General features: G+C 64.3%; 22 protein-coding genes. 10 read left to right on the top strand and 12 right to left on the bottom strand.

Annotated features, from left to right (window positions below; all coding sequences use genetic code 11):
• Window positions 1-16 precede the first annotated feature (16 nt).
• A complete protein-coding gene (locus X741_RS159770) occupies window positions 17-2,620 on the bottom strand; it encodes a TIGR02302 family protein (RefSeq protein WP_023776766.1) in 2,604 nt (867 codons plus the stop codon).
• A 116-nt stretch (window positions 2,621-2,736) separates the two neighbouring features.
• Window positions 2,737-3,678: a threonine/serine dehydratase gene (locus X741_RS159775; protein WP_023776765.1), complete on the bottom strand. Its 942-nt coding sequence runs from the start codon at window positions 3,676-3,678 to the stop codon at window positions 2,737-2,739.
• A gap of 50 nt (window positions 3,679-3,728) precedes the next feature.
• On the opposite strand from X741_RS159775, the gene X741_RS159780 reads away from it, so the two are divergent.
• Window positions 3,729-4,031 carry a metalloregulator ArsR/SmtB family transcription factor gene (locus X741_RS159780; protein WP_023776764.1) on the top strand — a complete coding sequence of 101 codons (303 nt, stop codon included), beginning with the start codon at window positions 3,729-3,731 and terminating at the stop codon, window positions 4,029-4,031.
• Between the two features lie 121 nt (window positions 4,032-4,152).
• Here X741_RS159780 and lysA read toward each other — a convergent pair whose 3' ends face one another.
• From lysA to argH, 3 genes are all read right to left on the bottom strand, one after another.
• Entirely contained in the window at window positions 4,153-5,421 is a 1,269-nt protein-coding gene (gene lysA, locus X741_RS159785) for a diaminopimelate decarboxylase (protein WP_023776763.1), read from the bottom strand.
• A gap of 70 nt (window positions 5,422-5,491) precedes the next feature.
• Entirely contained in the window at window positions 5,492-5,698 is a 207-nt protein-coding gene (locus tag X741_RS159790) for a hypothetical protein (RefSeq protein WP_023763887.1), read from the bottom strand.
• A 117-nt stretch (window positions 5,699-5,815) separates the two neighbouring features.
• Window positions 5,816-7,216 carry an argininosuccinate lyase gene (gene argH / locus X741_RS159795; RefSeq protein ID WP_023776762.1) on the bottom strand — a complete coding sequence of 467 codons (1,401 nt, stop codon included), beginning with the start codon at window positions 7,214-7,216 and terminating at the stop codon, window positions 5,816-5,818.
• Between the two features lie 37 nt (window positions 7,217-7,253).
• On the opposite strand from argH, the gene X741_RS159800 reads away from it, so the two are divergent.
• Entirely contained in the window at window positions 7,254-7,934 is a 681-nt protein-coding gene (locus X741_RS159800) for a TlpA disulfide reductase family protein (protein WP_023776761.1), read from the top strand.
• A gap of 31 nt (window positions 7,935-7,965) precedes the next feature.
• On the opposite strand, the gene X741_RS159805 is transcribed toward X741_RS159800, so the two are convergent.
• Window positions 7,966-10,416, bottom strand: a complete 2,451-nt coding sequence (locus X741_RS159805) for an EAL domain-containing protein (protein WP_023776760.1) — start codon at window positions 10,414-10,416, stop codon at window positions 7,966-7,968.
• A 503-nt stretch (window positions 10,417-10,919) separates the two neighbouring features.
• Between X741_RS159805 and X741_RS159810 the strand changes: the two genes are divergently transcribed.
• The 5 genes from X741_RS159810 (at window position 10,920) to X741_RS159830 (ending at window position 16,226) form a co-directional block, all read left to right on the top strand.
• Window positions 10,920-12,272, top strand: coding sequence for an extracellular solute-binding protein (locus tag X741_RS159810; protein ID WP_023776759.1), 1,353 nt, complete (start codon window positions 10,920-10,922; stop codon window positions 12,270-12,272).
• Window positions 12,273-12,413: 141 nt separating this feature from the next.
• On the top strand, window positions 12,414-13,298 hold the full coding sequence (locus X741_RS159815) for a sugar ABC transporter permease (protein ID WP_023776758.1): 885 nt from the start codon (window positions 12,414-12,416) through the stop codon (window positions 13,296-13,298).
• Between the two features lie 7 nt (window positions 13,299-13,305).
• Window positions 13,306-14,220, top strand: coding sequence for an ABC transporter permease subunit (locus X741_RS159820; RefSeq protein ID WP_023776757.1), 915 nt, complete (start codon window positions 13,306-13,308; stop codon window positions 14,218-14,220).
• 10 nt (window positions 14,221-14,230) lie between these two features.
• Window positions 14,231-15,331, top strand: coding sequence for a sn-glycerol-3-phosphate import ATP-binding protein UgpC (locus tag X741_RS159825; protein ID WP_023776756.1), 1,101 nt, complete (start codon window positions 14,231-14,233; stop codon window positions 15,329-15,331).
• A 64-nt stretch (window positions 15,332-15,395) separates the two neighbouring features.
• Entirely contained in the window at window positions 15,396-16,226 is an 831-nt protein-coding gene (locus X741_RS159830) for a phosphodiesterase (protein WP_023776755.1), read from the top strand.
• Window positions 16,227-16,255: 29 nt separating this feature from the next.
• Here X741_RS159830 and X741_RS159835 read toward each other — a convergent pair whose 3' ends face one another.
• From X741_RS159835 to X741_RS159845, 3 genes are all read right to left on the bottom strand, one after another.
• On the bottom strand, window positions 16,256-17,338 hold the full coding sequence (locus tag X741_RS159835) for an ABC transporter ATP-binding protein (RefSeq protein ID WP_023763897.1): 1,083 nt from the start codon (window positions 17,336-17,338) through the stop codon (window positions 16,256-16,258).
• Complete coding sequence (locus X741_RS159840) at window positions 17,335-18,915, bottom strand: iron ABC transporter permease (RefSeq protein WP_023776754.1); 1,581 nt, start codon at window positions 18,913-18,915, stop codon at window positions 17,335-17,337. Before X741_RS159840 ends, X741_RS159835 begins: the two co-directional genes overlap by 4 nt.
• A 172-nt stretch (window positions 18,916-19,087) precedes the next feature.
• On the bottom strand, window positions 19,088-20,095 hold the full coding sequence (locus X741_RS159845; protein WP_023776753.1) for an iron ABC transporter substrate-binding protein: 1,008 nt from the start codon (window positions 20,093-20,095) through the stop codon (window positions 19,088-19,090).
• Window positions 20,096-20,415: 320 nt separating this feature from the next.
• On the opposite strand from X741_RS159845, the gene X741_RS159850 reads away from it, so the two are divergent.
• The 3 genes from X741_RS159850 to X741_RS159860 all read left to right on the top strand — a co-directional run bounded on the left by X741_RS159850 (window position 20,416) and on the right by X741_RS159860 (window position 23,752).
• On the top strand, window positions 20,416-20,967 hold the full coding sequence (locus tag X741_RS159850) for a sigma-70 family RNA polymerase sigma factor (RefSeq protein ID WP_013892831.1): 552 nt from the start codon (window positions 20,416-20,418) through the stop codon (window positions 20,965-20,967).
• Between the two features lies 1 nt (window position 20,968).
• On the top strand, window positions 20,969-21,607 hold the full coding sequence (locus X741_RS159855) for an NrsF family protein (RefSeq protein ID WP_023776752.1): 639 nt from the start codon (window positions 20,969-20,971) through the stop codon (window positions 21,605-21,607).
• Between the two features lie 162 nt (window positions 21,608-21,769).
• The gene (locus tag X741_RS159860) at window positions 21,770-23,752 is read left to right on the top strand and encodes a PAS domain S-box protein (protein ID WP_245272665.1); all 1,983 of its coding nucleotides are present in this window, start codon (window positions 21,770-21,772) and stop codon (window positions 23,750-23,752) included.
• A 35-nt stretch (window positions 23,753-23,787) separates the two neighbouring features.
• Here X741_RS159860 and X741_RS159865 read toward each other — a convergent pair whose 3' ends face one another.
• The 3 genes from X741_RS159865 to X741_RS159875 form a co-directional block, all read right to left on the bottom strand.
• A complete protein-coding gene (locus X741_RS159865) occupies window positions 23,788-24,666 on the bottom strand; it encodes a 3-hydroxybutyryl-CoA dehydrogenase (RefSeq protein WP_013892834.1) in 879 nt (292 codons plus the stop codon).
• Window positions 24,667-24,876: 210 nt separating this feature from the next.
• The gene (locus X741_RS159870; protein ID WP_023776750.1) at window positions 24,877-25,806 is read right to left on the bottom strand and encodes an electron transfer flavoprotein subunit alpha/FixB family protein; all 930 of its coding nucleotides are present in this window, start codon (window positions 25,804-25,806) and stop codon (window positions 24,877-24,879) included.
• Window positions 25,807-25,826: 20 nt separating this feature from the next.
• Complete coding sequence (locus X741_RS159875; RefSeq protein WP_023763904.1) at window positions 25,827-26,576, bottom strand: electron transfer flavoprotein subunit beta/FixA family protein; 750 nt, start codon at window positions 26,574-26,576, stop codon at window positions 25,827-25,829.
• Window positions 26,577-26,876 lie beyond the last annotated feature (300 nt).

Below are 26,876 nucleotides of genomic sequence, written 5' to 3'. Positions count from 1 at the left end.
CGGTTGCTCCGCTGTCCTATTTCAATTCCAGCAGCCGTTCGAGATAGCTGCGCTCGACATCGGGGCTGAGCGCATTGCCGAGCCGCTTGCGGATCGCTTCCAGGATCTGGCGCGCGCGCTGGACGTCGATCTCGTCGGGCACTTTCACCGAATCGCCGAAATCCGGCCCCTTGCTGGCGCGTGGCCTGCCAAGCGGGTCGCGGTCGGCATTCTGCTGGCGGCCGCCTTGCTCGCTGCCGCCCTGGTCGCCCTGCATGGCCTGCATCTGTTTCATCATGTCCTTGGCGCCCTTGCGCAGCGCCTCCAGAGCCCGGCCCTGATGGCCGACGGCTTCGTCGCCCTGGCCCTCGCCGAGCGCCTGCTCGGCGTGGCCCATGGACTTGCCTGCCTCGCCAAATCCTTCATTGGGCTCCATGCCCATGCCTTCGAGGCCCTTCTTCAGCTTGTCGAGATCGCTCTTCAGCTGGCCCTGGCCTTCCTGCAACTGCTTCAGCGCGTCGGCGAATTCCTGCGGCGTCATCGGCTTCTGCCTGGCGAGAGGATCGCGATCCTCGCCAACGCCCGGCTTGTCCTGGTCCTCGCCGCCGCCCTGGCCAAGCTGCTCGTCGCGGTTCTGTCCGCGCTGGCGCTCGCCGCGCTGCATCTGGTCCATGCGGAAGGTGTCATTCATCATCTCCTGCTGGCGCCGCAGGATTTCGCCGAGCTTGTCCATCTGCTGGCGCATCTCGCTGTCCTGCTGGCCGCCCTGCTGCTGACGGCCGGCCTGGAGGTTGTTCATCATGTCCTGCAGTTGCGACAGCAGTTGCTGCGCCTTGTCGCGATCGCCCGACTTCGCCAGGTTCTCGATCTGGTCCATCATGCGGTCGATGTCGCTCTGGCGCAGTTCCTGGCCATTCTGCTGCATCTGCGGCGCGTTCGGGTTCTGCTTGGCGCGTTCGGCGAATTCCTGCAGGAACTGGTTCATCGCCTCGCGCAGTTCCTTCATCGCCTTTTCGATTTCCTGGTCGCTGGCGCCGTTCTTGATGGCGTCCTGCAACGCCTGTTGCGCCTGACGCAGCCGCTTTTCGGCGGCAGAGAGGTTGCCCTCCTCGATGCCGAGCGCGATTTCCCAGAGATAGGTGACCTCGCTGCGCAGCTGATCGTCGCTTGCGGCCAGCTTCAGCCGGCTGCGCGCGCTCATGATGGCGAGGTAGTGGGACATGTTGTCGAACGTGTCTTCCGGCCGCAGCGTGATGGCGTCCATCAGGTCGAGCACGCGCGGCTTGGCATTGGCGTCGAGAGCCAGCAGCCGGCGCTGTTCGATCACCGCCCGGGCGAGCGGGTTGGAGAACGGCCGTTCGGGCATCACCAGCGTCTTGGTCTCGCTCGACGCGGTGTGCCCGGCGTCGTCGGTGGCGACGAGCGTCAGCTTGATGCTGCTGCCGGCCCAGACGTGCTCTGTCAGGTCCTTCGAGGTCTTGGCCGCATTCGACTTGCCGCCGCGGCGCGGGAGCGTCAGCGGCATCTCGGGCGGGCCGTAGAGCGGGCGTGCACCCGGCACCTGCGGGCCGGCCAGCGCGAACATCGCCTTGGCGTTGGCGGCACCGTAGTCGTCGTCGATCTGGTAGTTGAGTTCGAAGGCGCCGTTGGCGGCGCGTTTGGGCTCGCCGACGAAGCGGATCTGCGGCGGCTTGTCGGGCACGACGGCGAAGGCCCAGCGGCCGAGCTGATCCTCACCCGACTTCAGCGTCAGCGTGCCGTCGCCGGTCAGCTTGCCGATGAACTGGCGTATCTTCGACGGCGAAGAGGATGGCGCTGCGCCCGCGGCCGGCTTGGCGGAGGCAGCCTGCTGGCTGGCCGGGTCGATGGCGCGGGCGTTGCCGTCCTTGTCGGCATAGGCGAGCGTTTCCTCGCCCGAGCCTCCGGTGACGCGCAAGGAGACCTCGCTGCCCTCGGGGACATGAAACGTCGGCGTCGCCTGGTTGGCGTCGGCGGTCAGGAAGATCGGCGGCTTGCCGGTATAGGCCGGCGGCGTCACCCAGGCGTCGATGCGCGGCGGCACGGTGTCATATGTGCCATGGGCCATGAATCCATCGCTCAGCCGGCCACCCGTCGGTCCGAAGGAGAAGGCAAAGGCGGTGACGAGCAGAAGTGCGGCCACGGCGCGCAGCCCCCAGGGGTCGCGCTCCGGCACGCGCGTGCGCGGCAAATCGGCGCCGAGGCTGTCGAGCTTTGCGGCCATGCGCTTCTGATGCTCGCGCCAGAGCGCCTGGGAGAAGCTGCTTTCCCTGCCGCTTGGCCGGTCGGCCTGCGTCAGCACGGGGCTGTGCAGCAGGCTGTTGGCTGCCTCGATGCGGCGATCGATCTCGGCAGCACCTGGCATGCGGAAGAAGCGCAGCGGATAGAGGCCGGCGAGCCCGGCGACGCCGAAGGCGGCGACAAGGCCGATGCGCAGCATATCCGGCAGCCGGGAGAAAATGCCGAACCAGGAGGCGCTGAGGAACAGGGTGGCGAGGATGACGAGCGGGAGCAGCAGCGGCCAGCCACGCTCGACCACCATCGAGACCCGTGTCGCCAGCCGGCTCAAGGCGAGGCGCCCGGCCAGGCCGCGGTCGTTGCTGAAGATGGGTCGTTGCGTCATCGGCCCTTCCATGGGACGGGCAAAATAGCCCAAGCCTCACGACTCGAAGAATACCAGCAAACACGGCAAAGGCGAGGCAGTTTGAAAAAACGTGAAGCCGGCCGAAATGGTTGCAATCAAAAATTGGCGGGGTTTGCGTTGGCGCCGCAGACCAGCACGGCGACGCGTTCTCCCGATGCCGGCGCGTAGCGGCCGGACAGGATCGCGGCGAAGGCGGCGGCACCTCCCGGCTCGGAGATGATGCGCACGCTGCTCCACAGCGCTTTCTGCGCCGCGATGATGTCGTCGTCGCTGACCAGGATGGAGCGTTCGACGAAGGCTTCGGCGATCGGAAACATCATTTCGCCGACGCGCTTTGGCGCCAGCGAATCGGCGGCGATGCCTTCCGCCGGCGCATCGACGGGGTGACCCGCCTCGAAGGCGCGGTGAAGCGTCGGCGCGCCTTCCGACTCGACGGCGACGATGCGGATGCGGCCTGCATACCAGGCGGCGATGCCGCCGATCAGGCCACCGCCGCCGACCGCGACCAGAAGCGTGTCGATCTCGGGCAGGTCGCTCTCGATCTCCAGCCCGAGCGTGCCCTGGCCGACCAGCGTCTCCTCCTGATTGAAGGCGTGGATCTGCAGAGCGCCGGTTTCCTCGGCGAAACGTTCGCTGGCGGCCAGCGCTTCGGCATAGCGGGCGCCGCCGACGACCAGTTCGGCGCCATAGGAGTGAATACGCTCCAGCTTGGCCTGTGGGCTGACTTCGGGAACGAAAATGGTCGCCTTGTGCCCAAGCCGCATGGCGGCGTAGGCGACGGCGGCGCCATGATTGCCGCCCGACGCGGCGACGACGCCAGCCTCGGGGACCTGGCGTTCGAGAAGATTGGTAAAGGCGCCGCGTGCCTTGAACGAGCCGGAATGCTGCAGGCATTCAAGCTTGAGGTCGACCGCCAGCGGCGGCCGGTCGAAGTCGGCCATATCGACGCGCAGCACCGGCGTGCGCCTGATATAGGGGCGAATGCGCGGCTCCATCGCGGCGATGCGTTCGCGTGTGACGGTGTTGCCTTGCGGCATGGCGATCTCCTCGGGATTGACTGTAATTAGTAACTTGGCAAAATAGCTAAATGCAAGAGGTTGATATCTTCAAGGCGATTGCCAACGAGCGCAGGCTGCAAATCCTCGACTGGTTGAAGGATCCGCGCGCGCATTTCCCGGCCCAGGCAGATGGCGATCTTGTCGAGGACGGCGTTTGCGCGCTGCTGATCGCGGAGAAGCTCGGCATTACGCAGGCGACGCTCTCCGAGCATATGCGCGTGCTTGCCCATGCCGGCCTGCTGCGCACCAAGCGCATCAAGCAATGGACGTTTTATCGCCGTGACGAGGACAGGATCGCCGATACAAGGGCGCTCATCCAGAACCGGCTATAGCTCGACAGGCGGTGCGGCTTCTAGAGCAATTCCAGGAAAAGTGTGCGCGGTTTTCCGTACGGAATTGCGTCAAAACAAGGAGACAGAGCGGGTCGCCGTTTCGATGAAACGGTGAAACGCTCTATGCCAGCCAATCGGGCACCGAATCCAGCCCGATCAAATCGTCATAGGTCAGGCGCGGACGCACGACGTGGAAACGGTCGCCATCGACCAGCACCTCAGGCACCAGAAGACGCGTGTTGTAGGTGCCGGCCTGCACCGCGCCATAGGCGCCGGCCGTGGAAACCGCTACCAGATCGCCGGCCTTCAGCCTGGGCAGGTCGCGGTCGAGCCCGATATAATCGCCGGTCTCGCAGACCGGCCCGACCACATCGACCATCATGCGCGGCGTGTCGGCCGGCGGCTGGACGACCGGCCTGATGTCGTGGAAGGCATCGTAGAGCGTCGGCCGGATCAGGTCGTTCATGGCGGCATCGACGACCAGAAAATTCTTGGCGTCGCCTTCCTTCACGAAGATCACCTCCGAGACGAGGATGCCGGCATTCCCGACGATCAGCCGGCCCGGTTCGAACATCACCTTGAGCCCAAGCTTGGTGACATGCTTCCTGACGATCTGCGCATAGGCATCAGGCAGCGGAGGCGGGTTGTTGTCGACACGGTAGGGAATGCCGAGGCCGCCGCCGACATCGATATGCTCGATGGCGTGGCCGTCGTCGCGCAGTGCACCGACCAGATCGACAAGCAGCGCGAAAGCATCGTCGAAGGGCTGCAATTCGGTGATCTGGCTGCCGATGTGGGTGTCGATGCCGGTGACCTTGATGCCCGGCAATTCGGCAGCGCGGGCATAGACCTGACGCGCCCGCTGCCACGGAATGCCGAACTTGTTCTCCGCCTTGCCGGTGGAGATCTTCTTGTGCGTCCTGGCGTCGACATCGGGATTGATGCGCAACGAGATCGGCGCCACCTTGCCGAGAGCCACGGCGCGGGAGGACAGGAGTTCGAGTTCCGGCTCGGATTCGACATTGAAGCAAAGGATGCCGGCGGTGAGCGCAAAATCCATTTCAGGCGCCGTCTTGCCGACACCTGAGAACAGGATCTTGCCGGCCGGGATGCCGGCGGCCAGTGCCCGGCGCAACTCGCCTTCCGACACCACGTCGGCGCCGGCGCCGAGCCTCGCCAACGTCCGCAGCACCGCCTGGTTGGAATTCGCCTTCATGGCATAGCAGACCAGCGCGTCGAGCCCGGCAAAGGCCTGGGCGAATACGCGGTAGTGCCTGGTCAGCGTGGCCGTCGAATAGCAATAGAACGGCGTGCCGACCTCCGAGGCGATATCTGGTATCGCCACGTCCTCGGCATGCAGCACGCCGTCGCGGTAATCGAAATGGTTCACGAGAGTGTTTTCCGGAAAGTTGGGGCACTGTGAGATCAGGTTTGGAAGACCAAACCCGCTCTCTTCGGCTCTAGATCAGCGGGTCGAGGAAGAACTTCTTGTCCTTGACCGGTTTTTCCGGCTCCGGCGGCACGGGCTGCTTGGCCTTCTCGGCATCCTTGCGGGCCTGCACGGCCGCCTCGTAGGGCGTATCGAGGCCGGCCCTGCGGCCGCAGGCCGTCACCGCGGCGATCGCCACCAGAAGCGTCAGCGTCACCAAAATCCTGCTTCCGGTCATCGATCCATCCGTCCGAAACGTTTGCCAGCCGCCGCTTTTAGCCGAGTTCTCGGCGCATTGCACCCCGGATATTGCTGGTCGCAATATCCGAATATTGCCGATCGCAATATCCGGGTATTACGCCTTTGCGATGCGCTTTTTCCAGGCGCGGATCTGCTTCCTCACCTCCGATGGCGCCGTGCCGCCGAAACTGGTGCGGCTCTTGATCGAGTTCTGCACCGCCAGCACCGAGAAAATATCCGAGGTGATGCCGGGGTTGATCGACTGCAGATCCTCCAGCGAAAGCTTCTCCAGCCCGACCTTCCTCTCCTCGGCCAGCGCCACCGCGCGGCCGGTGACGTGATGCGCCTCGCGGAACGGCAGTCCGAGCGTGCGCACCAGCCAGTCCGCAAGGTCGGTGGCGGTGGCGTGCCCGGAACCGGCGGCTTTCTTCATCGCCATGGCGTTGACCGTCATGTCCGAGACCATGCCGGTCATCGCGGCGAGCATCAGGTCGAGCGTCTCGGCGGCATCGAAGACCGATTCCTTGTCTTCCTGCATGTCCTTGCCATAGGTCAAAGGCATGCCTTTCATTACCGTCAGCAGGCCGACAAGATGGCCGTTGACGCGGCCCGTCTTGCCGCGCACCAGTTCGGCGGCGTCGGGGTTCTTCTTCTGCGGCATGATCGAGGAGCCGGTGGAAAACGAGTCCGACAGCCTGACGAAGCCGAACTGCGGCGTCGACCAGATGATGATCTCCTCGGCGAGCCGCGACAGATGCGTGGCGCAGATCGCCGCCATCGCCAGGAACTCCAGCGCGAAATCGCGGTCCGAAACGCTGTCCAGCGAATTGCGCATCGGCTCGCGGAAGCCGAGCGCCTTCGCGGTCTGATGGCGGTCGATCGGGAAGCTGGTGCCGGCCAGGGCGGCAGCACCCAGCGGGCTCTCGTCCATTCGTTCGATGGCGTCGCGCACGCGCGACAGATCGCGCCCGAACATCTCGACATAGGCCATGCAGTGGTGACCGAAGGTCACCGGCTGCGCTGCCTGCATATGGGTAAAGCCCGGCATCACGGTCGCCGCGTGTTCCTCGGCGCGTTCCAGCAGCGCCCGGATCAGGCCCTTCAATGCTTCGGCGACGCGAAAGCACTCGTCCTTGACCCAGAGCCGCAGGTCGACCGCCACCTGGTCGTTGCGCGAGCGGGCGGTGTGCAGCCGGCCAGCCGCCGGACCGATGAGGTCGGCGAGGCGAGCCTCGATATTCATGTGGATGTCTTCCAACCGGGTCGAAAACTCGAAGCTGCCGGCCTCGATCTCTTTCAGGATCGTGTTCAGGCCGTGAGCGATTTTTTCTTGATCGGCCGCCGAAATAATGCCCGTTTGCGCCAGCATCTCGCTATGGGCGATCGAGCCTCTGATGTCCTGCGCATAGAGTTTGCGGTCGAACGAGATCGATGCGTTGATCGCTTCCATGATCGCGGCCGGACCCGAGGCAAATCGTCCGCCCCACATCTGGTTGCTGGTCTTCTTGTCGCTCATCGCTATAAAACCCGTGCTTCGGAGCAGTTTTGAGAAAATGGCAGACGGAAACAGATTTTTCCCGGCCCCGCGCCTGATCCTCGCCGCCCTGGTGGCGGGAGTGCTGGCCGGCGCGGTCGCGGTATATGTCAGCGAGAGCCGGTCTGGCAACAACGCCGCGCCGCAAGCGGCCGTCAACGACGGCAAGGACGACGTCGCCTGCGCCGCCAAGAGCGACCGTGCCAAGAAGGTCGCCGCCGCTGCCACCGGCGAGGTTGCGGCACTGTTGCCGGCCGATCCGCCGCAATCCATGAAGCGCCTCGCCTTCAACGGGCCGGACGGCAAGCCGATGACGATCGCCGACCATGCCGGCAAGACGGTGCTGCTCAATCTGTGGGCGACATGGTGCGCGCCTTGCCGTGCCGAAATGCCGGCGCTCGATGCCCTGCAGAAAGAGAAAGGCAGCGACGCCTTTCAGGTCGTCGCCGTCAATGTCGATACCGGCGACGATGTGAAGCCGAAGAAATTCCTCAAGGATACCGGTGTCGAGACGCTCGGCTACTACCGCGATTCGACGATGGCGCTGTTCAACGACCTCAAGACGCGCGGCCTGGCGCTCGGCCTTCCCGTCACCATGCTGATCGACGGCGATGGCTGCCTGATCGCCCATATGAACGGGCCGGCCGAATGGTCGGGTCGTGATGCCAAACGGCTGGTCGAGACGGCACTCGGATCGTGACCCAAGCAGGATTCGGCGTCGGGCGACCGTTTTACGCCGACCGTACGTTTGGCCTAGGCAATAGGAGGCTGCCACCCTGGCGGTCGGCGCGCAGCGACGCGCGCTTGCCGAGGCCGGTCAGGTCGTCGAACGCCTCGATCGGCGCCGGTTTGCCGAGATAATAGCCCTGGCCGATCTCGCAGGCCTCGGCGTCCAGGAACTTCAACTCACCAAGCGTCTCGACGCCCTCCGCCAGGACCGGCAGGCCAAGGCCGCGCCCCAGCCCCAGCACGGCGCGCACGATCGCCGCGACCTGGCCGTTGGTGTCCACCGCCTTGATGAAGGAAGAATCGATCTTGATCTTGTCGAAGGGGAAGGCGCGCAGGTTGGAGAGGGAGGAATAGCCGGTTCCGAAATCGTCCATGGCCACGCGCACGCCAAGCGCCTTGACCTGCCGCAGGGTTGCCAGGGCGCGCGGCATGTCCTTCACCAGCGCGGTTTCGGTGATCTCGAGTTCCAGCCTTGTCGCTGCAAGGCCTGTCTTCAGCAAGGTCTCATGGACCTTGCGGCTGAAATTGGGATTGTGGAGCTGTACGGCGGAGACGTTGACGGCGACCATGAGCGGGTTTTCCCAGCGGACGGCCTCCTCGCAGGCAGCCTCGAGCACCCAGTCGCCGATCTGCCCGATGGCGCCGCTGTCCTCGGCCACCGGGATGAATATGGCGGGTGAGACCTCGCCACGCTCGGGATGGCGCCAGCGGATCAGGGCTTCGAAGCCAACCATCCTGCCGCTGCTGATCTCCTTCTGCGGCTGATAGACGAGATAGAATTCGCCACGCGCCACGGCCTGGCGCAATTCGTGCTCCATCACACGCTTGTCGCGGGCCTCGGCACCCATCGACGCCTCGAAATAGCGATAGGTGTCCCTGCCTTCGATCTTGGCGCGATAGAGTGCCGTGTCGGCATGGCTGATCAGGCTGGTCTGGTCATCGGCATCGAGCGGATAGATCGCTATGCCGATGCTGGCCGAGACCAGACCGCCGCCGACGGCTGCCCGGTTTTCCTCGCGCATGGCGGCGAGCACTGCGCCCGCGATGCGGCCCGCCGCCTGCGGGTCGGGCAGGTTGGGGGCGATGATGGCGAATTCGTCGCCGCCGAGGCGCGCCAGCATTTGCCCGGGACGCAGAACGCCGGCAGCGCAGCTTGCCACCCTCTGCAGCATCGCATCGCCGGCGCCGTGTCCATAGAGGTCGTTCACCTCCTTGAAGCGGTCGAGGTCGAGCAGCAGGAGTGCAAGATGCCTGCCCTTGACGTCTGCGCCGGTGTTCCCGATGCGGTTCATGGACGCGATTTCCGCGTCGAGACGGCCGGAAAAGGAGCGGCGATTGGCAAGTCCCGTCAAGGGGTCGAAATGGGCGAGGCGAAGGATCTCCTGCTCCGCCTTTTTGCGTTCGCGGATGTCGCGGACGGCAATGACATTGTGGGGCTTGCCGCAATAATCGATGCTTCGGGCGATCAGCTCGACGGGAATTCGCGTTCCGTCGCGGTTTTTCAACTCCGCCTCTCGCGGCTGGCCTTCCAGGCTGGCCGTGCCGGATACGGCGTGTTCGTCGAAGAGACCGTCCAGCTCCGTGCCGTTCAGCATTGCGGCCACCGTGCCGGTCAGCTTGCCCATGCTGTCATTGGCGCTGACGATGCGGTTGCCGTCGCAGACGATCAGGCCCTCCACGGCGGCGTTGGCCAGGCCGTGCATGCGGTCTACCTCGAGCTTCTGGCGGCGAAAGCGCAGATCGATCCACAGCGCCGATGCCGACAACACCAGGATCACCAGCGTGGCGGCAGCGGCCGCGAAAGCCTGCGAGGTCGGCTCGATCGTGTATTCGGATATGACGATCGAGGAATCGGGAAAGATCGAGACCGCGCCCATGCCGATGAAATGCAAGATGCAGATCGCTAACGTCAGCAGCAGCGCGCCGACCGATGTCGCCGACAGAGAGGGGCGGCGCAGAACGGTACGCAGCGCCAGCGCCGCGAGCGCCACGCCGGAGAGCAGGGAAGCGGCGACAAGCAGCAGGTTCCATTCGATCCGGCCCTGGACCTCGAATGCCGCCATGCCGATGTAATGCATGGCGGCGATACCGCCGCCCAGGATGGCGCCGCCGACGAGATGATGGTCGAACTCGTCCCGCAAGGTGGCGATCCACATGCCGGCCGCCGTCAGTGCGACCGAGGCAGCGAGCGAGAGCACGGAGAGCTCCGGATCGTACGCGCTCGGTATGCCCGGCGTGAAGGCAAGCATGGCGATGAAATGCGTTGCCCAGATGCCGAAGCCGGTCGAGGTCGCCGCGATCATCAGCCAGACCAGACGGTTCCGGTCGGTCGAGCGACTGATGTGGTGAAGCAGGTTGACGGCGGAGAAACAGGAAATACCGCAGATCAGCGCGGCGAGTGCGACCAGTCTCAGATCGTGCTGGTTCACGATACAATTATAGACCGTCAACATCTTATTTCCCCCAACCCCTTGGAAATAAAACCGGAGATATGACTGATTAATGCTTGGCCGTTGAAGGATCTATGAAGACGCCTGCAACCACAGCGTGCTCCACGGACGTAGCCGCGCCGCGGCAACGGGATATTCTGGCCGAAGCCAGCTATTTTTAGGCGAACGGTCAACGCCAGGGGGCTTCATGCACATGGCCTGCCCGTCGCGCATCGCCTGCCTGTCGGCGACGGGTACAGGCGTCAGCTTCCGCACCAGCATTTCATCATCCCTTTAGCCGACTAATCATGACGGCCTTTGATGGTCTTTACGTCCTCGACAGCCGCCCTAGCTACCTAGGGCGCCGGTGTGACGTTTTCATGCCGGGGCAACCGCCGAGGGGGAGGAAAGACTGGCTGTCCACAGGCCCGAGAGGCCACAACAGAACTGTCACATACCTTCTCTAAGAGAGCGGGCAAGGATTTGCGCAAGACCCTTGTCAACAGCCATTCAAGAGGGAAGAAATCATGACCATCTTCAAGCGGGGCCTCGCTGCCCTTGCCGCTGGCGCGCTCGGCAGCGCGCTGGCGGTTCCTGCCTTCGCGGAGCCGGTGAAATTCGACTTCTGGTTCGGTCTTTCGGGCGACCTCGCCCGCGTCGTCGACACGATGTGCAAGAACTTCAACGAATCGCAGAAGGACTATGAAGTCGTCTGCACCAGCCAGGGCAATTACGACGCCACGCTTCAGAACACCATCGCCGCCTTCCGGGCCGGCAAACAGCCCACCGTCGTCCAGGTTTATGACGTCGGCACCGCCACCATGATGCTGTCGGGCGCCTACAAGCCCGCCGACAAGTTGATGGAAGAGAATGGCTACAAGATCGACTACGCGGACTATTTCCCCGGCATTGCGCGCTACTACGCGACGTCGAAAGGCGAGATGCTGTCCTTCCCGTTCAATTCCTCGACCGCGCTGATGTACTGGAACAAGGACGCCTTCGCCAAGATCGGCAAGACCGAAGCACCGAAGACCTGGGAAGACGTCGGCGCCGACCTTCAGGCCATGAAGGACGCCGGCTATGAATGCCCGATGGCGATCAACATCTCGGCCAACGAAAGCTGGCAGTTGATGGAGCAGTTCTCGGCGATCCACAACCAGCCGATCGCCACCAAGAACAACGGCTATGACGGCCTCGACGCCCGTCTCGAAGTCAACAAGACCAAGTTCGTCCAATACGTCACTGATCTCAAGAAGTGGTATGATGCCGGCCTGATCAAGATCAAGTCGAAGGACCTTGGGCAGGACATGGTCCAGGCCTTCGCGTCCGGCACCTGCCAGGTGATCCTGACCTCGGTCGGCGACCACGGCACCGTCGGCAGGACCCAGAAGGAAGGCATGAACTGGGATGTCGCCGAACTGCCGGTCTATGCCGGCACCGAGCGCAAGAATTCGCTCGTCGGCGGCGCTTCGCTTTGGGTTCTCTCGGGCAAGTCGGATGCGGAATACAAGGGCGCGGCGGCGTTCCTCAACTTCATCCACGATCCGAAGACGGCGCTGTTCTGGTCGACCAACACCGGCTACATCCCGGTGACCAAGTCGGGCTTCGATTACATGAAGGGCCAAGGGTTCTACGACAAGGCGCCCTATAAGGGGCGTGAGGTCGCGATCGCCAGTTTGACCGCGTCCGAGCCGACCGAGATCACCCGCGGTATCCGCCTGGGCAATTTCACACAGATCCGAGCCGAGTTCGGCACGCAGATGCAGGCGATCTTCGCCAACAAGGTCAGTGTCCAGGAAGGTCTCGACACGCTGGTCAAGAATGGCGATGCCATCCTCGACCGCTTCCAGCAGACCTATCCGGGCAAGACCTTGCCCTGATCGCGACAAACTCATGGCCGCCCGCGGACGCTTCCAGGCATGACCTTCCGTTTCGGAATCATGCCTGGGTCGACGGGCGGCCATTTCGTTATTAATCTCTCTTTTGCTTAGAGCTAGCTGTCTAGCGGCGCCGGCGGACCGATGGAAAAACGCGTTACTTTCAGCAGATGGACGATCGGCATCCTCTTCGCGGTGCCGCAGTTGCTGCTGATCTTCACGTTCTTCTACTGGCCGGCCGGCCAGGCCGTATACTGGTCGCTGACGCTGCAGCAGCCCTGGGGCGGTGGCAATATCTGGGTCGGGCTCGATAATTTCCGCTCGATCCTGGCCAATGCCGACTATTGGAACTCGATCACCGCCAGCCTGGTCTTTGCCGGGATCAGCACCGGCCTGGCGATGTTCATCGCGCTCGTGCTCGCTGCGCTGACCGATCGGCAACTCACCGGCTCGCGCTTCTATCGCGTGGTGCTGATCTGGCCGTACGGCATCGCCGCGCCGGCACTGGCGCTGGCATTCCGCTTCATTCTGGCGCCGGAGGCGGGGTTCCTTTCCGTCATCAACCGGATGTGGCCGGGGATCTGGGATCCGGGTCTCGATGGCGCGGATGCCATGGCGTCGATCATCGTCGCCTTCTCCTGGAAATATGTCGGCTACAACTTCATTTTCTTCCTGGCCGCGTTCCAGGCCATCCCGCGTTCGCTGATCGAGGCGGCGGCGATGGACGGTTCCGGCGTCATCAGGCGGTTCTGGGACATCCAGTTCCCGCTGATCACGCCGACGATCTTTTTCCTGCTGGTCATCAACATCACCGAGAGTTTTCAGGATTCGTTCGGCATCGTCGACATCATGACCGCCGGTGGCCCGGCGAACGCGACCAATCTGATGGTCTACAAGATCTATTCCGACGGCTTCAAAGGCCTCGATTATTCAGGCGCGGCCGCGCAGAGCATCATCCTGATGCTGCTCATCATCGCGCTCACCATCTTCCAGTTCCGCTTCATCGAGCGGCGCGTACACTACGGGTGAGGGTGACATGGTCGAGCGCACCCCATTCCTCAATTTCTTCACGCATCTGATCCTGTTCATAGGCTTTGTCTTCTGCGTCGCGCCGTTCTTGATCGTCGCTATCGCCGCATCGCACAATCTGAAAGACGTCAACGACGTGCCGATGTCGCTGCTGCCGGGCAGCGACTTCTGGGTCAACATCAAGACGGCGTGGGTGACGGCGGATCTCGGCCCCAAGCTACTGAACAGCTTCATCGTCGCCGGCGGCGTCGCGGCGGGCAAAGTGATCATTTCAGCGCTCACCGCCTTCTCGATCGTCTATTTCCGCTTTCCCGGCCGGATGTTCATCTTCTGGCTGATCTTCGTGACGCTGATGCTGCCGCTGGAAGTGCGCATCGTGCCGACCTACGCGGTCGTCGCCAATGTGCTGTCGCCCTATCAGACCATCCTCGACCTGACAGGCTTGAGCTGGCTGATCGAGAAGGTGTCGGGCGTGCAGGTCTCGCTCAGCCTTGGGTTGCTCAATTCCTACCCCGGACTGATCCTGCCGCTGGTCGCCACCGCCACCGGCACGTTCCTCTATCGGCAGTTCTTCCTGACCGTGCCGGACGAGCTGACCGAGGCCGCGCGCATGGACGGCGCCGGGCCGCTACGCTTCTTCATCGATGTCCTTCTACCGCTGTCGCGCAACAACATGGCGGCACTCGGCACCATCATGTTCCTGTGGGCCTGGAACCAGTATCTGTGGCCGCTGCTCATCACAACCGACCAGTCGCATGCGATGGCAGTGACCGAGTTGAAGCAACTCATTCCCAATGTCGGCGGCACTCCGGAATGGCACATCGCCATGGCCGGCACGCTGATCATCATGCTGCCGCCGCTGGCCGTCGTGGTGCTCATGCAACGTTGGATCGTGCGCGGCCTGATCGCCACCGAAAAATAAGGAGACAAACATGGCCTCCATAACAATACGCGGCGTCAAGAAGAACTACGCCAAGACGCAGGTCGTGCACGGCGTCGACCTCGATATCGCGTCGGGCGAATTCGTCGTCATCCTTGGTCCGTCGGGCTGCGGCAAGTCCACTCTGCTGCGCATGATCGCCGGGCTGGAGGATATCTCGGGTGGCGAGATCGCGATCGACGGCACGGTGGTCAACAGACTGGAGCCGCGCGAGCGCGGCTGCGCCATGGTGTTCCAGAACTACGCACTCTATCCGCATATGAGCGTGGCGCAGAACATCGGCTATTCGCTCAAGGTCGCCGGCGTTCCCGCCGCCGAGCGTACCCAGCGCATCCAGGCGGTCGCGCGCACGCTGGAACTCGAACAGCTGCTCGACCGCAAGCCGATGGCGCTTTCCGGCGGCCAGCGGCAGCGCGTCGCCATGGGGCGCGCCATGATCCGCGAACCGAAAGTGTTCCTGTTCGACGAGCCATTGTCCAACCTCGATGCCAAGCTGCGCGTGCAGATGCGGTCGGAAATCCGCAAGCTGCACCGCCGGCTGAATGCCACCTCCGTTTTCGTTACCCATGACCAGGTCGAGGCGATGACGCTCGCCGACCGGCTGGTGGTGATGAATGGCGGACGGGTCGAGCAGGTCGGCACGCCTGGCGAGATCTATACCCGCCCGGCCAGCCGCTTCGTCGCCACCTTCGTCGGCGCGCCGGCGATGAACATGCTCGAAGGCATGGTCGAACTCGACGGGTTGTCGCTGCTCGACGGCAGCCGGCGCCTGACCATGGCCCGCGCCGGCCTGCCGGTCGGCACCAAGGTGGCGATGGGCATCCGGCCGGAAGCCGTCCGGCTGGTGGCGCCGGGCACGACGGGCTCCCTCAAGGCCTCAGTCGACCTGGTCGAGGAACTGGGCGCCGGGCGTGTCATCTATGTCGATCTCGACGGCGCGCCGTTTTCGGTGATGACGTCGGAGGCCGTGCACCCCGAGCCCGGCAGTGCCGTCGGCCTGATGCTTTCGCCCAATGACATGCATTTCTTCTCGTCGGAGACCGGAACCCGCCTCGATGTCTTCAAGGCTTCCGTTCCCGAACCGGCGCTCTGATCCCGAAGCCTCCATCATCGCCCGGAGACAGACCTTCGGCCTTCGACACCTCCAGGAAAGCATCATGAAAATCATTCAGGTCACGGATGTGCATCTTGGCCGTAGAGGCGAGCGCCGCTTCGGCGCGGACCTGCATCAGCGGCTGGCCTTATGTATCGCGCACATCAATGCACATCACGCCGATGCGGCACTTTGCGTCTTCACCGGCGACCTGACCGAGACCGGCGCGCCGGAGAGCTATGCCGATGTCAGGGCGGCTCTGGGTACGCTGTCGATGCCCTGGCGGCTGCTGCCGGGCAACCACGACAGGAGGGCCAATCTCGTCGCGGCGTTTCCGGAAATTCCGGTCGACGAGAACGGCTTCGTGCAGTCGGTCCATGACAGCGGAGACGAAGTCTTGCTGTTCCTCGACTGCCTTGCGGAAGGGCGCATCGAAGGCGAACTGTGCGGAATGCGGCTTGCCTGGCTGGAAACCCGGCTCGAACAATCAGCCGGCAGGCCCGCCTACATTTTCCTGCACCACCCGCCGGTCGCGCTCGGCTTGCCGCAGCTCGACCCGCTGGCGCTCGAACAACCCGAGCGGCTGCTGGGACTGCTGCGGGACCATGGCAATGTCCGCCACATCTTCTTCGGCCATGTCCATCGCGACATCGCCGGCACGGTCGCCGGCATTCCGTTCTCGGCGCAGCGCGGCCTGCACGCCCGGTTCGAGCTTGCGCTTGGCCGATCGGGCGAGACCGTCGAGCAGGCGCCGCCCTCCTATGCGGTCATCCTCATCGACAGCGCCAACCAGCGCGTGGTCGTGCATGGCTGCGACTTTCTCGAGCGGTGGCCGGTCTATTCAGCCGAGACCGGCGCGCTCGTCTTGCCGGGCACCGCACCGGAGATGGACTGAGGCCGCATCTTGATCCGTGTTGGCGCCGGTCAGGCGAACACGTGCGCCTTGCCCGACACGGTGAGCCGCACGATCTCGCCGACCGCCGGTGCGTCCATGCCGGATTTGCGCAGGATCAGCGGCGTGTTGCCGATGGCGGCGGCGTCCGGCGGATCGAAATTGTTGAGGAGCCGCACCGCGATCGTGCATGTCGAGCCGGCGAATTCGGATTCCGTCACTTCGCCGAACAGCATGTCAGGGGTGCCCGACATGCCCTCGCGCGATGTCCGTTTCAGCGCGATCTGCTCCGGCCGCAGCATGATGCGGGCGACATCGCGGCTGTCCGGGGAGTCGACCGCGATGCGGCCCAGCGGCGAGCTGGCGAAGCCGCCCGATATCCTGGCCGGCAGGATGATGGCATCGCCGAGGAACTCGGCGATCATCCTGTCCTTCGGCCGGAGATAGAGTTCGCGCGGCGTGCCGACCTGCGAGAATTTTCCGTCACGCATAACCGCCACCTGGGCCGCGAAGGACAGCGCCTCGGCCTGGTCGTGCGTCACCAGGATGGTGGTGATGCCGGCGGCCTCCAGCAGTTCGGCCACCGCCTTGCGCATCGAGGCGCGCAGGCCGGTGTCGAGCGCCGAGAACGGCTCGTCAAGCAGCATCAGCCTGGGCTTCATCGCCATGGCGCGGGCGAGCGCCACACGCTGCTGCTGGCCCCCGGAAAGCTCGTGCGGCCGGCGCTTGAGGATCGCCTTGTCCAGCCCGACAATATAGGCGAGCTCGACGATGCGTTCGGCGCGCCTGTCCTCGCTGCGGCTCATGCCGAAACCGATATTGTCCGATATGGTCAGATGCGGGAACAGGGCGCCGTCCTGCGCCACCACGCCAATGCCGCGGCGATGTGCCGGAACGGCAACGCCGCCATTGGCCAGCACCTCGCCGTCGAGCACGATGCGGCCCTGGTCCGGCGCCTCGAAGCCGGCGATCAGCCGCAGCAAGGTCGTCTTGCCGCAGCCGGATGGACCGACGATCGCCGTGCGGCTGCCGCTGGCGATGCTGAGGTCGACGCCGGCCAGTGCGGCGACCGGGCCGTAATGCTTGTGCAGATCGCGGAGTTCAAGAAAGCTCATCGTCCGGCCATCCGTTTCGACTGGACATAGAGCAGCCAGGTCAGCGGCAGCGACATCGCCACCATGATGAAGGCGTAAGGGGCGGCCGAGGCGTAATCGATCTCGCCGCTGTAGGACCAGAACGCCATCGCCAGCGTGCGGGTGCCGTTCGGCGCCAGCATCTGGGTCGCGGTAAGCTCGTTCATGATGCCGAGCGCCACGAGGGCCATGCCGGCCGCCGCACCCGGCGCAGACAGGCGGATGGTCGTCGACCACAGCGCGTTGAGCGGACGCCGGCCGAGGCTGGACGCGGCGCGCTCGAGCTCGACCGGTGCCTGGGCGATCGACGCCCGCAGGCTGACCAGGGCACGTGGCAGGAACATGAGCGCATAAGCGACCAGGATGGTGAACAGGGTCTGATAGAGCGGAAGGGCGATACGCACGGTGATGGTGACTAGAGCCAATGCAATGACCACACCCGGTAGCGAGCCGACGATGTAGTTGCAACCTTCGAGCACGCGCTGCAATGGCCCCGGCGCGCGGATGGAGATCCAGGCCATCGGCATGGCGGCGACAGTGGCAAGCAAAGCGCCGGCAAGCGACAGGAACAGCGTCTGGCCGAGAGCCAGGCCGATCTCGTCAAGCCGCCAGACATCGGCGCCGCCGGCGAGCAGCCAGCGGCCGATGGTCACGAACGGCACGCCAAGCGCCAGCAGCGTGACGACGGCAAGCAAGGCCAGGCTGGGGATGGTGGCATGGCCAAGGCGCGCCCTTTGCTGATGCCGCGCCGCGCCGGAGCCGACACGGGCATAGCGCTCCTCGCCGCGCACCAGCACTTCCAGCCCCAGAAGCACGAAGCAGCAAGTCACCAGGACACCGGCCAGCATGTTGGCGGCCGGTCCATTGAAGGTCGACTGGAACTGATCGACGATCGCCGTGGTGAAGGTGTCGAAGCGGATGAAGACATAGAGGCCATATTCGGCCAGCAGATGCAGTCCGACCAGCAGCGAGCCGCCGCAGATCGCGAGCCTGAGCTGCGGCAACACCACGCGCCGGAAGACCCGCCAGGGTCCAAGGCCAAGTGCCGCGGCCGCGTCCTCGAGGGCGGGATCGAGGCGGCGCAGCGCCGCCGACACCGGCAGATAGAGGAACGGGAAGTAGGCGATCACGGACACCAGCACGCCGGCCCACAGGCCGTGCAGCCCGGGCACCATGGTGATCCAGGCGTAGCTGTGCACGAAAGCGGGGATGGCGAGCGGCGCCACGCACAGCCAGGCCCAGAACCGGGCGCCGGGCAGGTCGCTGCGCTCGGTCAGCCAGGCGAGCGCCACCGACAGGACGATGGCGATCGGCACGGCCAACAGCACCAGCAGGCCGGTGTTGACGAGCAGCTCGCCGACCCGCGGCCGGAAGACCAGCGCAGAGACGGTCTCCCAGCCCGTTTGCACCGCTGTCCATACGATGAAGGCGAGCGGCAGCAGCGCCAGCAGGGCGACGAAGATTGCGGCGACGACGAGCCAGCGTGCCGCGCGTCGCCGCGCCTTTCGGCGCACCTTCGGCGGCAGGCCCGGGCGCGCGAGATCGACCGCCGACTGCATCAGCTCAGGCGCCGTTCGGTTGCGGCGCGGCGGCGGCAATCATGGGACCACGGTCGCGGTCAGGAACGCAGCGTGTCGTCATGGACGAATGCATCTCGAAAACAAAACGCTCCCGCGGAAGGCAAAGTCCCGCGGGAGCACGGTCGGTTGCCCTTATTAGGACGAACGACAACTAAAGCAAGCCGGCTGCCGTCATCAGGTCGGTAACCTTCTTGGAGTTCAGCGTCGCGGCGTCGACCTTCGGCGCCTGCAGGTCGACCAGCGGCACCAGCTTGGGATTGGACTCCGCGCCCTTGCCAACCGCGTATTCGAAGGAGGTTCCGTTCTTCAGCACGTCCTGGCCGCCCTTGCCGGTCACCCATTTCAGGAATGCCTGGGCCTCCTTCGGGTGCTTGCTCGAGGCAAGCACGCCGCCACCCGAGACCGAGACGAAAGCGCCCGGATCCTGGTTCTTGAAATAGTGCAGCGCGACGTTCTTGCTGTTCTCACCGGTCTTGGCCTGATCGCCGAAATAGTAATAGTGGTAGATCACGCCGCCTTCGATCTCGCCGGCGTTGACCGCCTTCATCACGGTGCTGTTGCCCTTATAGGCGGTGAAGTTCGCCTTCATCGCTTTCAGCCAGTCCGCCGTGGCGGCCTCGCCCTTGAGCTGCAGCAATGCGCTGACGATGGCCTGGAAATCGGCGCCCGAGGGCGATGCCGCCCAACGGCCTTTCCAGCTCGGGTCGGCGAGATCGAGTAGTGACTTGGGCAACTGGTCGGCCTTGAGCTTGGTGGTGTTGTAGGCGAAAACGGTGCTGCGCGCGGCCACACCCACCCATTTGCCGCTGGCCGCCTGATAGTCCTGCGGGACCTGGGCCAGCGTGTCGGCGTCGACTGGCGCGAACAGGCCGGCGTTCTCGACCAGCACCATGGCCGGCGAATTCTCCGTCAGGAACACGTCGGCGGGCGAGGCGGTGCCTTCGGCGACGATCTGATTGGAGAAATCGCTGTCGCCGCCATTGCGCAAGGTGACCTTGATGCCGGTTTCCTTAGTGAACCCTTCAGCCCATTCCTTGGCCAGGCTTTCGTGCTGGGCGTTGTAGACGATGATGCCGGCGTCTTCGGCCATGGCCGAACTGGCGGCCAGGCCGATTGCAAGCGCGGTGGCACCGGCAAGGGCGCAAAGGGTGTATTTCATGGCGTCATCCTCGATCTCGTTGGTCTTGGCACGCTGCACCTACCTATACCTGACATCGGTAGTCAACATTGTGATCTGCTTCAATCCGTCGCTGGAGCTGCGAAGGCTGGTTCCGAAAGGGAAAATTCCACGTGATAGAGGGCCGGGTCGGCCCTTTTTTTCCCGAGATGTATTCACAATACCTGTAAGGCGACCCGGTGCGGGGCCGGGCTTCAGGATCCGCAAACTTTCGTGACTTGCCCGTAGTTTGGCTTGGACATTATTTCGCCGGCCACGTAACAAATCAGTGCCGAAGCGCGAAAATCGGGGAGTGAACTCTTGTGAGCGGCAAGGACGAGGCCGAGCTTTCCCGGCTGTTGCGGGCCGCGATCGCGGGAGATGAAAGGGCCTACGCCGACTTTCTGCACCGGATCGCCGCGCTGGTGCGCGGTTTTGTCAGGCGCAAGATCGTGCAGGGCGGGGTCGATCCCGAGGATGTCGTGCAGGAAACCTTGCTGGCCATTCATGTGAAACGGCATACCTGGCGCCAGGACGCGCCGGTATTGCCTTGGGTCTATGCGATCGCCCGCTTCAAGCTGATCGATGCATTCCGGCGGCGCGGACGGCGCATCGAGATCGATGTCGACGACATCGCCGAGACATTCGCCGAGCCGGAAACCGAGACCGTCAGCGAACGCGACATCAACCGGGCCTTGGGCGGACTGCCGCCGGCACAGCGTTCCGTGGTCTCGGCCATATCGGTGGAAGGCCGCTCGATCGGCGAGACGGCGGCGAAGTTCGGCATCAGCGAGACGGCGGTGCGCGTGTCGCTGCATCGAGGGCTTGCCGCGATAGCCAAGAGATTTGGGCAGGGGCGGTTCGGGCGGGAATGACATGAGGACTGACGATCTCATCAAGGCGCTGGACGCCGATGCAGGCAGCAAGGCGATGCCGTTGCGCTCGGCGTGGTGGCTGGCCGCCGGTGCGGCCATTGTCATCGCGGCAGTCGTTTTCCTGCTCACGATCGGTCCGCGTCCCGACTTCATGGCGGCCGCGCACACGATGCGCTTTTTGTCCAAATTCGTTTTCACCATCGTGCTGACCATCAGCGCCTTTGCCCTGATCCGCGCCCTGTCGACGCCAGGTGCCGCGACAGGCCGGGCCATGGCCGGGATGATTGCCGCGCCGCTGCTGGTGGCCGTGGCGGTGGGCCTGGAGCTCTTCATGGTACCGGAGGCGCTGTGGGGCACGCGCATGGTCGGCTCCAACATGATGATCTGCATGGGCTTCATCCCGCTGATCGGGATTGGCCCGCTTGCGATCTTCCTTTGGATGCTGCGTTACGGCGCGCCGACGCGGCCCGTGCTAGCCGGCACGGTCGCGGGCCTGCTCGCCGGGGGGCTGGCCGCGACCTTCTATGCCGCGCATTGTTTCGACGATTCGCCGCTTTTCGTTGCCACCTGGTATACGATCGCGATCGCGGCGCTCGCCTTGCTTGGCGCGCTCGGCGGACGGTTTTTCGTGCGCTGGTAGCACGATACCGCGTCCCGGCCGATGCATACCGATCCTTAATCATGCCGGCAATTGTTTGCCGGTTTCCCCTGCCGCCAGTACCCCAGACGCAACCTTTCCTTAAAATCGATCCTTCAAGGTTTTTACGGGAAGAAGCGATTGCCCACGGGGGTGGCACGGATCGTGACATTGCGAGGAATCATCGGGCCAGGATTTTACAGGCAGGCAGCGCTGGCGCTGCTTGTGGCCTGCGTTGCCATGGTGGCGGCCTCGATCCTGCTCGCGAGGCTGAGCCTCGATGCCAAGGCGCTCAAGCTCTCCCTGCAAGTGTCGGTCGCGGTGGCGGTCGGCGCGCTTTTCCTCGCCGGCCTGTTCATTCGCCGCATCTCCGACGACCGGCGGCAGATCGCGGAGAGCGAGCAGCGGTTCCGCCGGGCCATGGAGGATTCGGCGATCGGCATCGCGGTCGTCGGGTTGGACGGGCGCATCATCGAGGCCAATCCGGCATTCGCGGCCATGCTTGGCTACAGCCGCGAGGAGATCGAGGCGCTGACCTTCTTCCAGATCACGCATCCCGACGACCTGCAGATCGGGCGCGAAACGATGGACGGCCTGAAGGCGGGCACCGTCCACGCCTTCCAGTTCGAGAAGCGCTACCTCAAGAAGGACGGCACACCCATCTGGGCTCATCTTGCCGGCTCCGTCATTCGTGACGAGACAAGCGGGCGGCCGCTCTACCTCGTGTCGCAGATCGAGGACATCGACGCGCGCAAGCAGGCCGAGGTGCGTATTGCCGAGGCCGAAACGCGCTGGAATTTCGCGCTGGCCGGCGCCGGTCAAGGTGTCTGGGACCTCGACATGCGCAAGGGCGGCACGACCTACTCCTCGACCTGGGTCAAGATGCTCGGCTATGCCGACGGCGAACTCGATGGCGACCCCGACCATTGGCTGACGATGATCCATCCCGACGATCGCGAGGCTGTTGCCACTGCGGATCGGGCGCATCTCGACGGCAACACGGAATTCTTCGAAGCCGAGTTCAGGATGCGTCATAAGGACGGCCACTGGGTGTGGATCCTCGACCGCGGCAAAGCCATCGAACGCGACGCGGCCGGGCGTTTGACCAGGGCCATCGGCAGCTTGACCGACATCACCCGGCGCAAGGAGGCCGAAGAGCGCCTAACGGTCTCAGCGGCAATGCTGGCCGACGAGAAGGAACGGCTCAGGGTGACGCTGCAGTCCATCGGTGATGCGGTCATCTGCACCGATGCCGCAAATCGCGTCACCTTCATGAACCCGGTCGCCGAGAAGCTGACCGGCGTTTCCGGCGACGAGGCGCTCGGCAAGACGCTCGGCCATGTCTATTGGGCGGTCGACGAGGAGACGGGGCAGAGGATCGGCGTGGCACGGCCGGCGATCGGAGCGGCGGCGCCCTCCGACCAGAACAGCCGAGCCGTGCTCATCCGGCGCGACGACACGCGCTGCAGCATCCGCCAGGTGGTGTCGCCGATCATCAACGAGCGCAACGAATTCTGCGGGCTGGTCATCGTCTTCCAGGATTTCACGGATGCGCGCGCCCTGCAGCGGCAGCTTGCCCATGCCGCCGCGCACGACGCGCTGACCGGCCTTGCCAATCGTTCGAGCTTCATCCGCACCATGGAGGAACTGGTCGATCAGGCCCGTAAGGACGCCGCGGCGGCTGGAGGCGGCAGGCATCAGTTCATGTTCATCGACCTCGATCACTTCAAACTGGTCAACGACACCGGCGGTCACGCTGCCGGAGACGCTTTGCTGAAGCGGGTCGCCGAGGCTGTTCGCGGCGTGCTCGACCCTGAAGATATCGTGGCGCGGCTGGGTGGCGACGAATTCGCAGTCATCCTGAAATCGGCTTCGACCGCTGGCGCCGGGATCGCGGCACGCTCGATCATCGATGCGATAGCCGGCCTGGATTTCATCTGGGATGATCGGCCGCACGCGATCGGCGCGAGCATCGGGCTTACCGCGATCTGCGCCGATTGCGGCGAAGTCGACGAGATCATCGCAAGGGCCGACGCCGCTTGCTATGCGGCCAAGGCGGCCGGCCGCGGATGCGTTTCCGTGGCGCTGGACGATAAGATCAACGACGACAGGTCGGAACCATCCAAGCCGCTCGCCGCAGCATCCTGAACGGCCGACGCGTCACACTTTTTCCTGGAATTGCGTCAGCGCGTCGGAACGGGGTGCTCGCCGCGATAGTCATAGAAGCCGCGTCCGGTCTTGCGGCCGAGCCAGCCGGCCTCGACATATTTGACCAGCAGCGGGCAGGGGCGATATTTCGAGTCCGACAGGCCGTCATGCAGCACCTGCATGATCGACAGGCAGGTATCGAGCCCAATGAAATCGGCCAGCTGCAGCGGTCCCATCGGGTGGTTGGCGCCGAGCCGCATGGCGGTGTCGATGGCATCGACCGAGCCGACACCCTCATAGAGCGTGTAGATTGCCTCGTTGATCATCGGCAGCAGGATACGGTTGACGATGAAGGCCGGGAAATCCTCCGAGACCGTGATCGTCTTGTCGAGCTGCTTCACATAGGTCTTTGCCGCCTCGAAGGTCTGGTCCTCGGTGGCGATGCCGCGCACCAGTTCGACCAGCTTCATCAGCGGGACGGGATTCATGAAATGTATGCCGATGAAGCGTTCCGGCCTGTCGGTCTGCGCGGCGAGCCGCGTGATCGAGATCGACGAGGTGTTGGTCGCCAGGATGGCTTCAGGATTGAGCTGCGGGCAGAGCTGGGCGTAGATCTTGCGCTTGACCGTCTCGTCCTCGGTGGCCGCCTCGATCACCAGATCGGCGCCGGCCAGATCGGCCATCGCCGGTGCGGACGCAATGCGCGCCATCGCCTGGTTGCGCAGCTTCTCGTCGAGCTTGCCGGACCCCACCTGGCGGGCCATGTTGCCGCTGATGGTGGCGATGCCCTTCTCGATGCGGTCGGGCGAAATATCGTAGATCAGCACCTTATAGCCCGATAGCGCGGAGACATGGGCGATGCCGCCGCCCATCTGGCCTGCGCCGATGATGCCGATCGTCTCGATCTTGCTCATTACACCGATCCCGTCCGGAGCCCTTCCGCCTGAACCGCGAAAGCGCTCCACCTCTTTGTCTTACCGCAATTCCGGACGCAAAACCGCTGCGCACTTTTGCTGGAATTGCTTTTAGCCTTTGCGGCCTGCTTTTTGTGCGGTGCAAACTAAAAGGGCGGGGCGACTTCGTCTACCCCACCCCTGGTATTTAATACGCTTTGCCAGAGAGCGTCAAAGCGCCTTCTGCAACTCCGGCAGGACGACGAAGAGATCGCCGACGAGGCCGTAGTCGGCAACCTGGAAGATCGGCGCCTCCTCGTCCTTGTTGATGGCGACGATGACCTTGGAATCCTTCATGCCGGCAAGGTGCTGGATGGCGCCGGAAATGCCGACCGCGATGTAGAGATCGGGGGCGACGACCTTGCCGGTCTGGCCGACCTGCCAGTCGTTCGGCGCATAGCCGGCGTCGACGGCGGCGCGGGACGCACCGACGGCGGCACCCAGCTTGTCGGCGACCGGCAGGATGACCTCCTGGAACTTCTCCGAGGAGCCGAGCGCACGGCCGCCCGAGATGATGATCTTGGCCGAGGTCAGTTCCGGACGGTCGGTCTCGGACAGCTTGTTTTCAACAAAGGAGGACAGGCCGGGGTTGGCCGCGGCCTTCACCGTCTCGACCGCTGCCGAGCCGCCCTCGGGTGCCACCTGGAAGGAGGCGGTGCGCACGGTGATGACCTTCTTGGCGTCGGTCGACTGCACGGTCTGGATGGCGTTGCCGGCGTAGATCGGGCGCTTGAAGGTATCAGGCGAAACGACTTCGATGATCTCGGACACTTGCGCGACATCGAGCAGGGCCGCCACGCGCGGCGCGACGTTCTTGCCCGACGAGGTCGCCGGCGCGATGATGGTGTCGTAGCCGCCAGCCAGCGACACGACGAGTGCCGCGGTCGGCTCGGCGAGGTGCTCGGCGAGTTCGTCGGCCTCGGCGAGCAGCACCTTGCTCACGCCCTTGAGCTTGGCGGCGGCGTCAGCCGCGCCCTTGGCGCTCTTGCCGGCCACCAGCACATGCACGTCCGAGCCGATCTGCAGGGCCGCCGAAAGCGCCTTGGCGGTCTGGTCGGAAAGGGTGGCGTTGTCGTGTTCGGCGATGAGGAGAATGGTCATGTTATCTGTTCCTTCCGATCTCAGAGCACGCCGGCTTCGTTCTTCAGCTTGTCGACAAGTTCGGCGACGCTCTTGACCTTGACGCCCGCCTTGCGGCCGCTCGGCTCCTCGGTCTTGATGACCTTGAGGCGCGGCTTGACGTCGGCGCCGTAATCGGCCGGGCTCTTCTCGTCGAGCGGCTTCTTCTTGGCCTTCATGATGTTGGGCAGCGAAGCATAGCGCGGCTGGTTGAGGCGAAGATCGGCGGTGACGATCGCCGGCATCTTCAGTTCCACCGTCTGCAGGCCGCCGTCGACCTCGCGCGTCACCTTGGCCTTGTCGCCGTCGAGCACGACCTTGGAGGCGAAGGTGCCCTGCGCCCAGCCCAGAAGCGCGGCCAGCATCTGGCCGGTCTGATTGCTGTCGTCGTCGATCGCCTGCTTGCCGAGGATGACGAGCCCGGGCTGCTCGGCATCGACCACGCCCTTCAGCACCTTGGCGACACCGAGCGGCTCGGTCTGTTCGTCGGTCTTGACCAGGATGGCGCGGTCGGCGCCCATGGCGAGCGCGGTGCGCAAGGTTTCCTGCGCCTGCTGCGGTCCAACAGAAACGACGATGATCTCTTCGGCCTTGCCGGCTTCCTTCAGCCGGATCGCCTCTTCGACCGCGATCTCGTCGAACGGGTTCATCGCCATCTTGACGTTGGCGAGTTCAACCGACGAACCATCAGCCTTCACACGAACCTTCACATTCGCATCCACAACCCGCTTCACGGGCACAAGGATCTTCATTTGCCTGTCACCTCTTCACGCTAGTTGGGCGCGCTATAACAGCCTGCGCCCCTTCTGAGTTGTCGAAAGCCGACATTCCTGACTGAATTCCGGCCAGACGGAATTCTGGCCGGATGGAAATTCTGGTCTTTGCCCGCCCTAGGCTGCGGCGGAGACGTTTCCGTAGTTGCGGCAATCCTTGACGTCAATACGCCGCTAGCGGCTCAAATCGGTTCAGTTCGGGCCGGAGGGGTTTCCCCGGCCCCAGCGCGTCGTCGCGGCGGGCGGCTCGGGCATCGCCGGCCGGGCCGCGAGCGGCGG

It is taken from the genome of Mesorhizobium sp. LNHC221B00, assembly GCF_000502935.1.
GTDB classification, from domain to species: Bacteria; Pseudomonadota; Alphaproteobacteria; order Rhizobiales; family Rhizobiaceae; genus Mesorhizobium; species Mesorhizobium opportunistum.
Note: the sequence above shows the minus strand (reverse complement) of the source record. Positions and strands in the feature narration are given on the sequence as shown.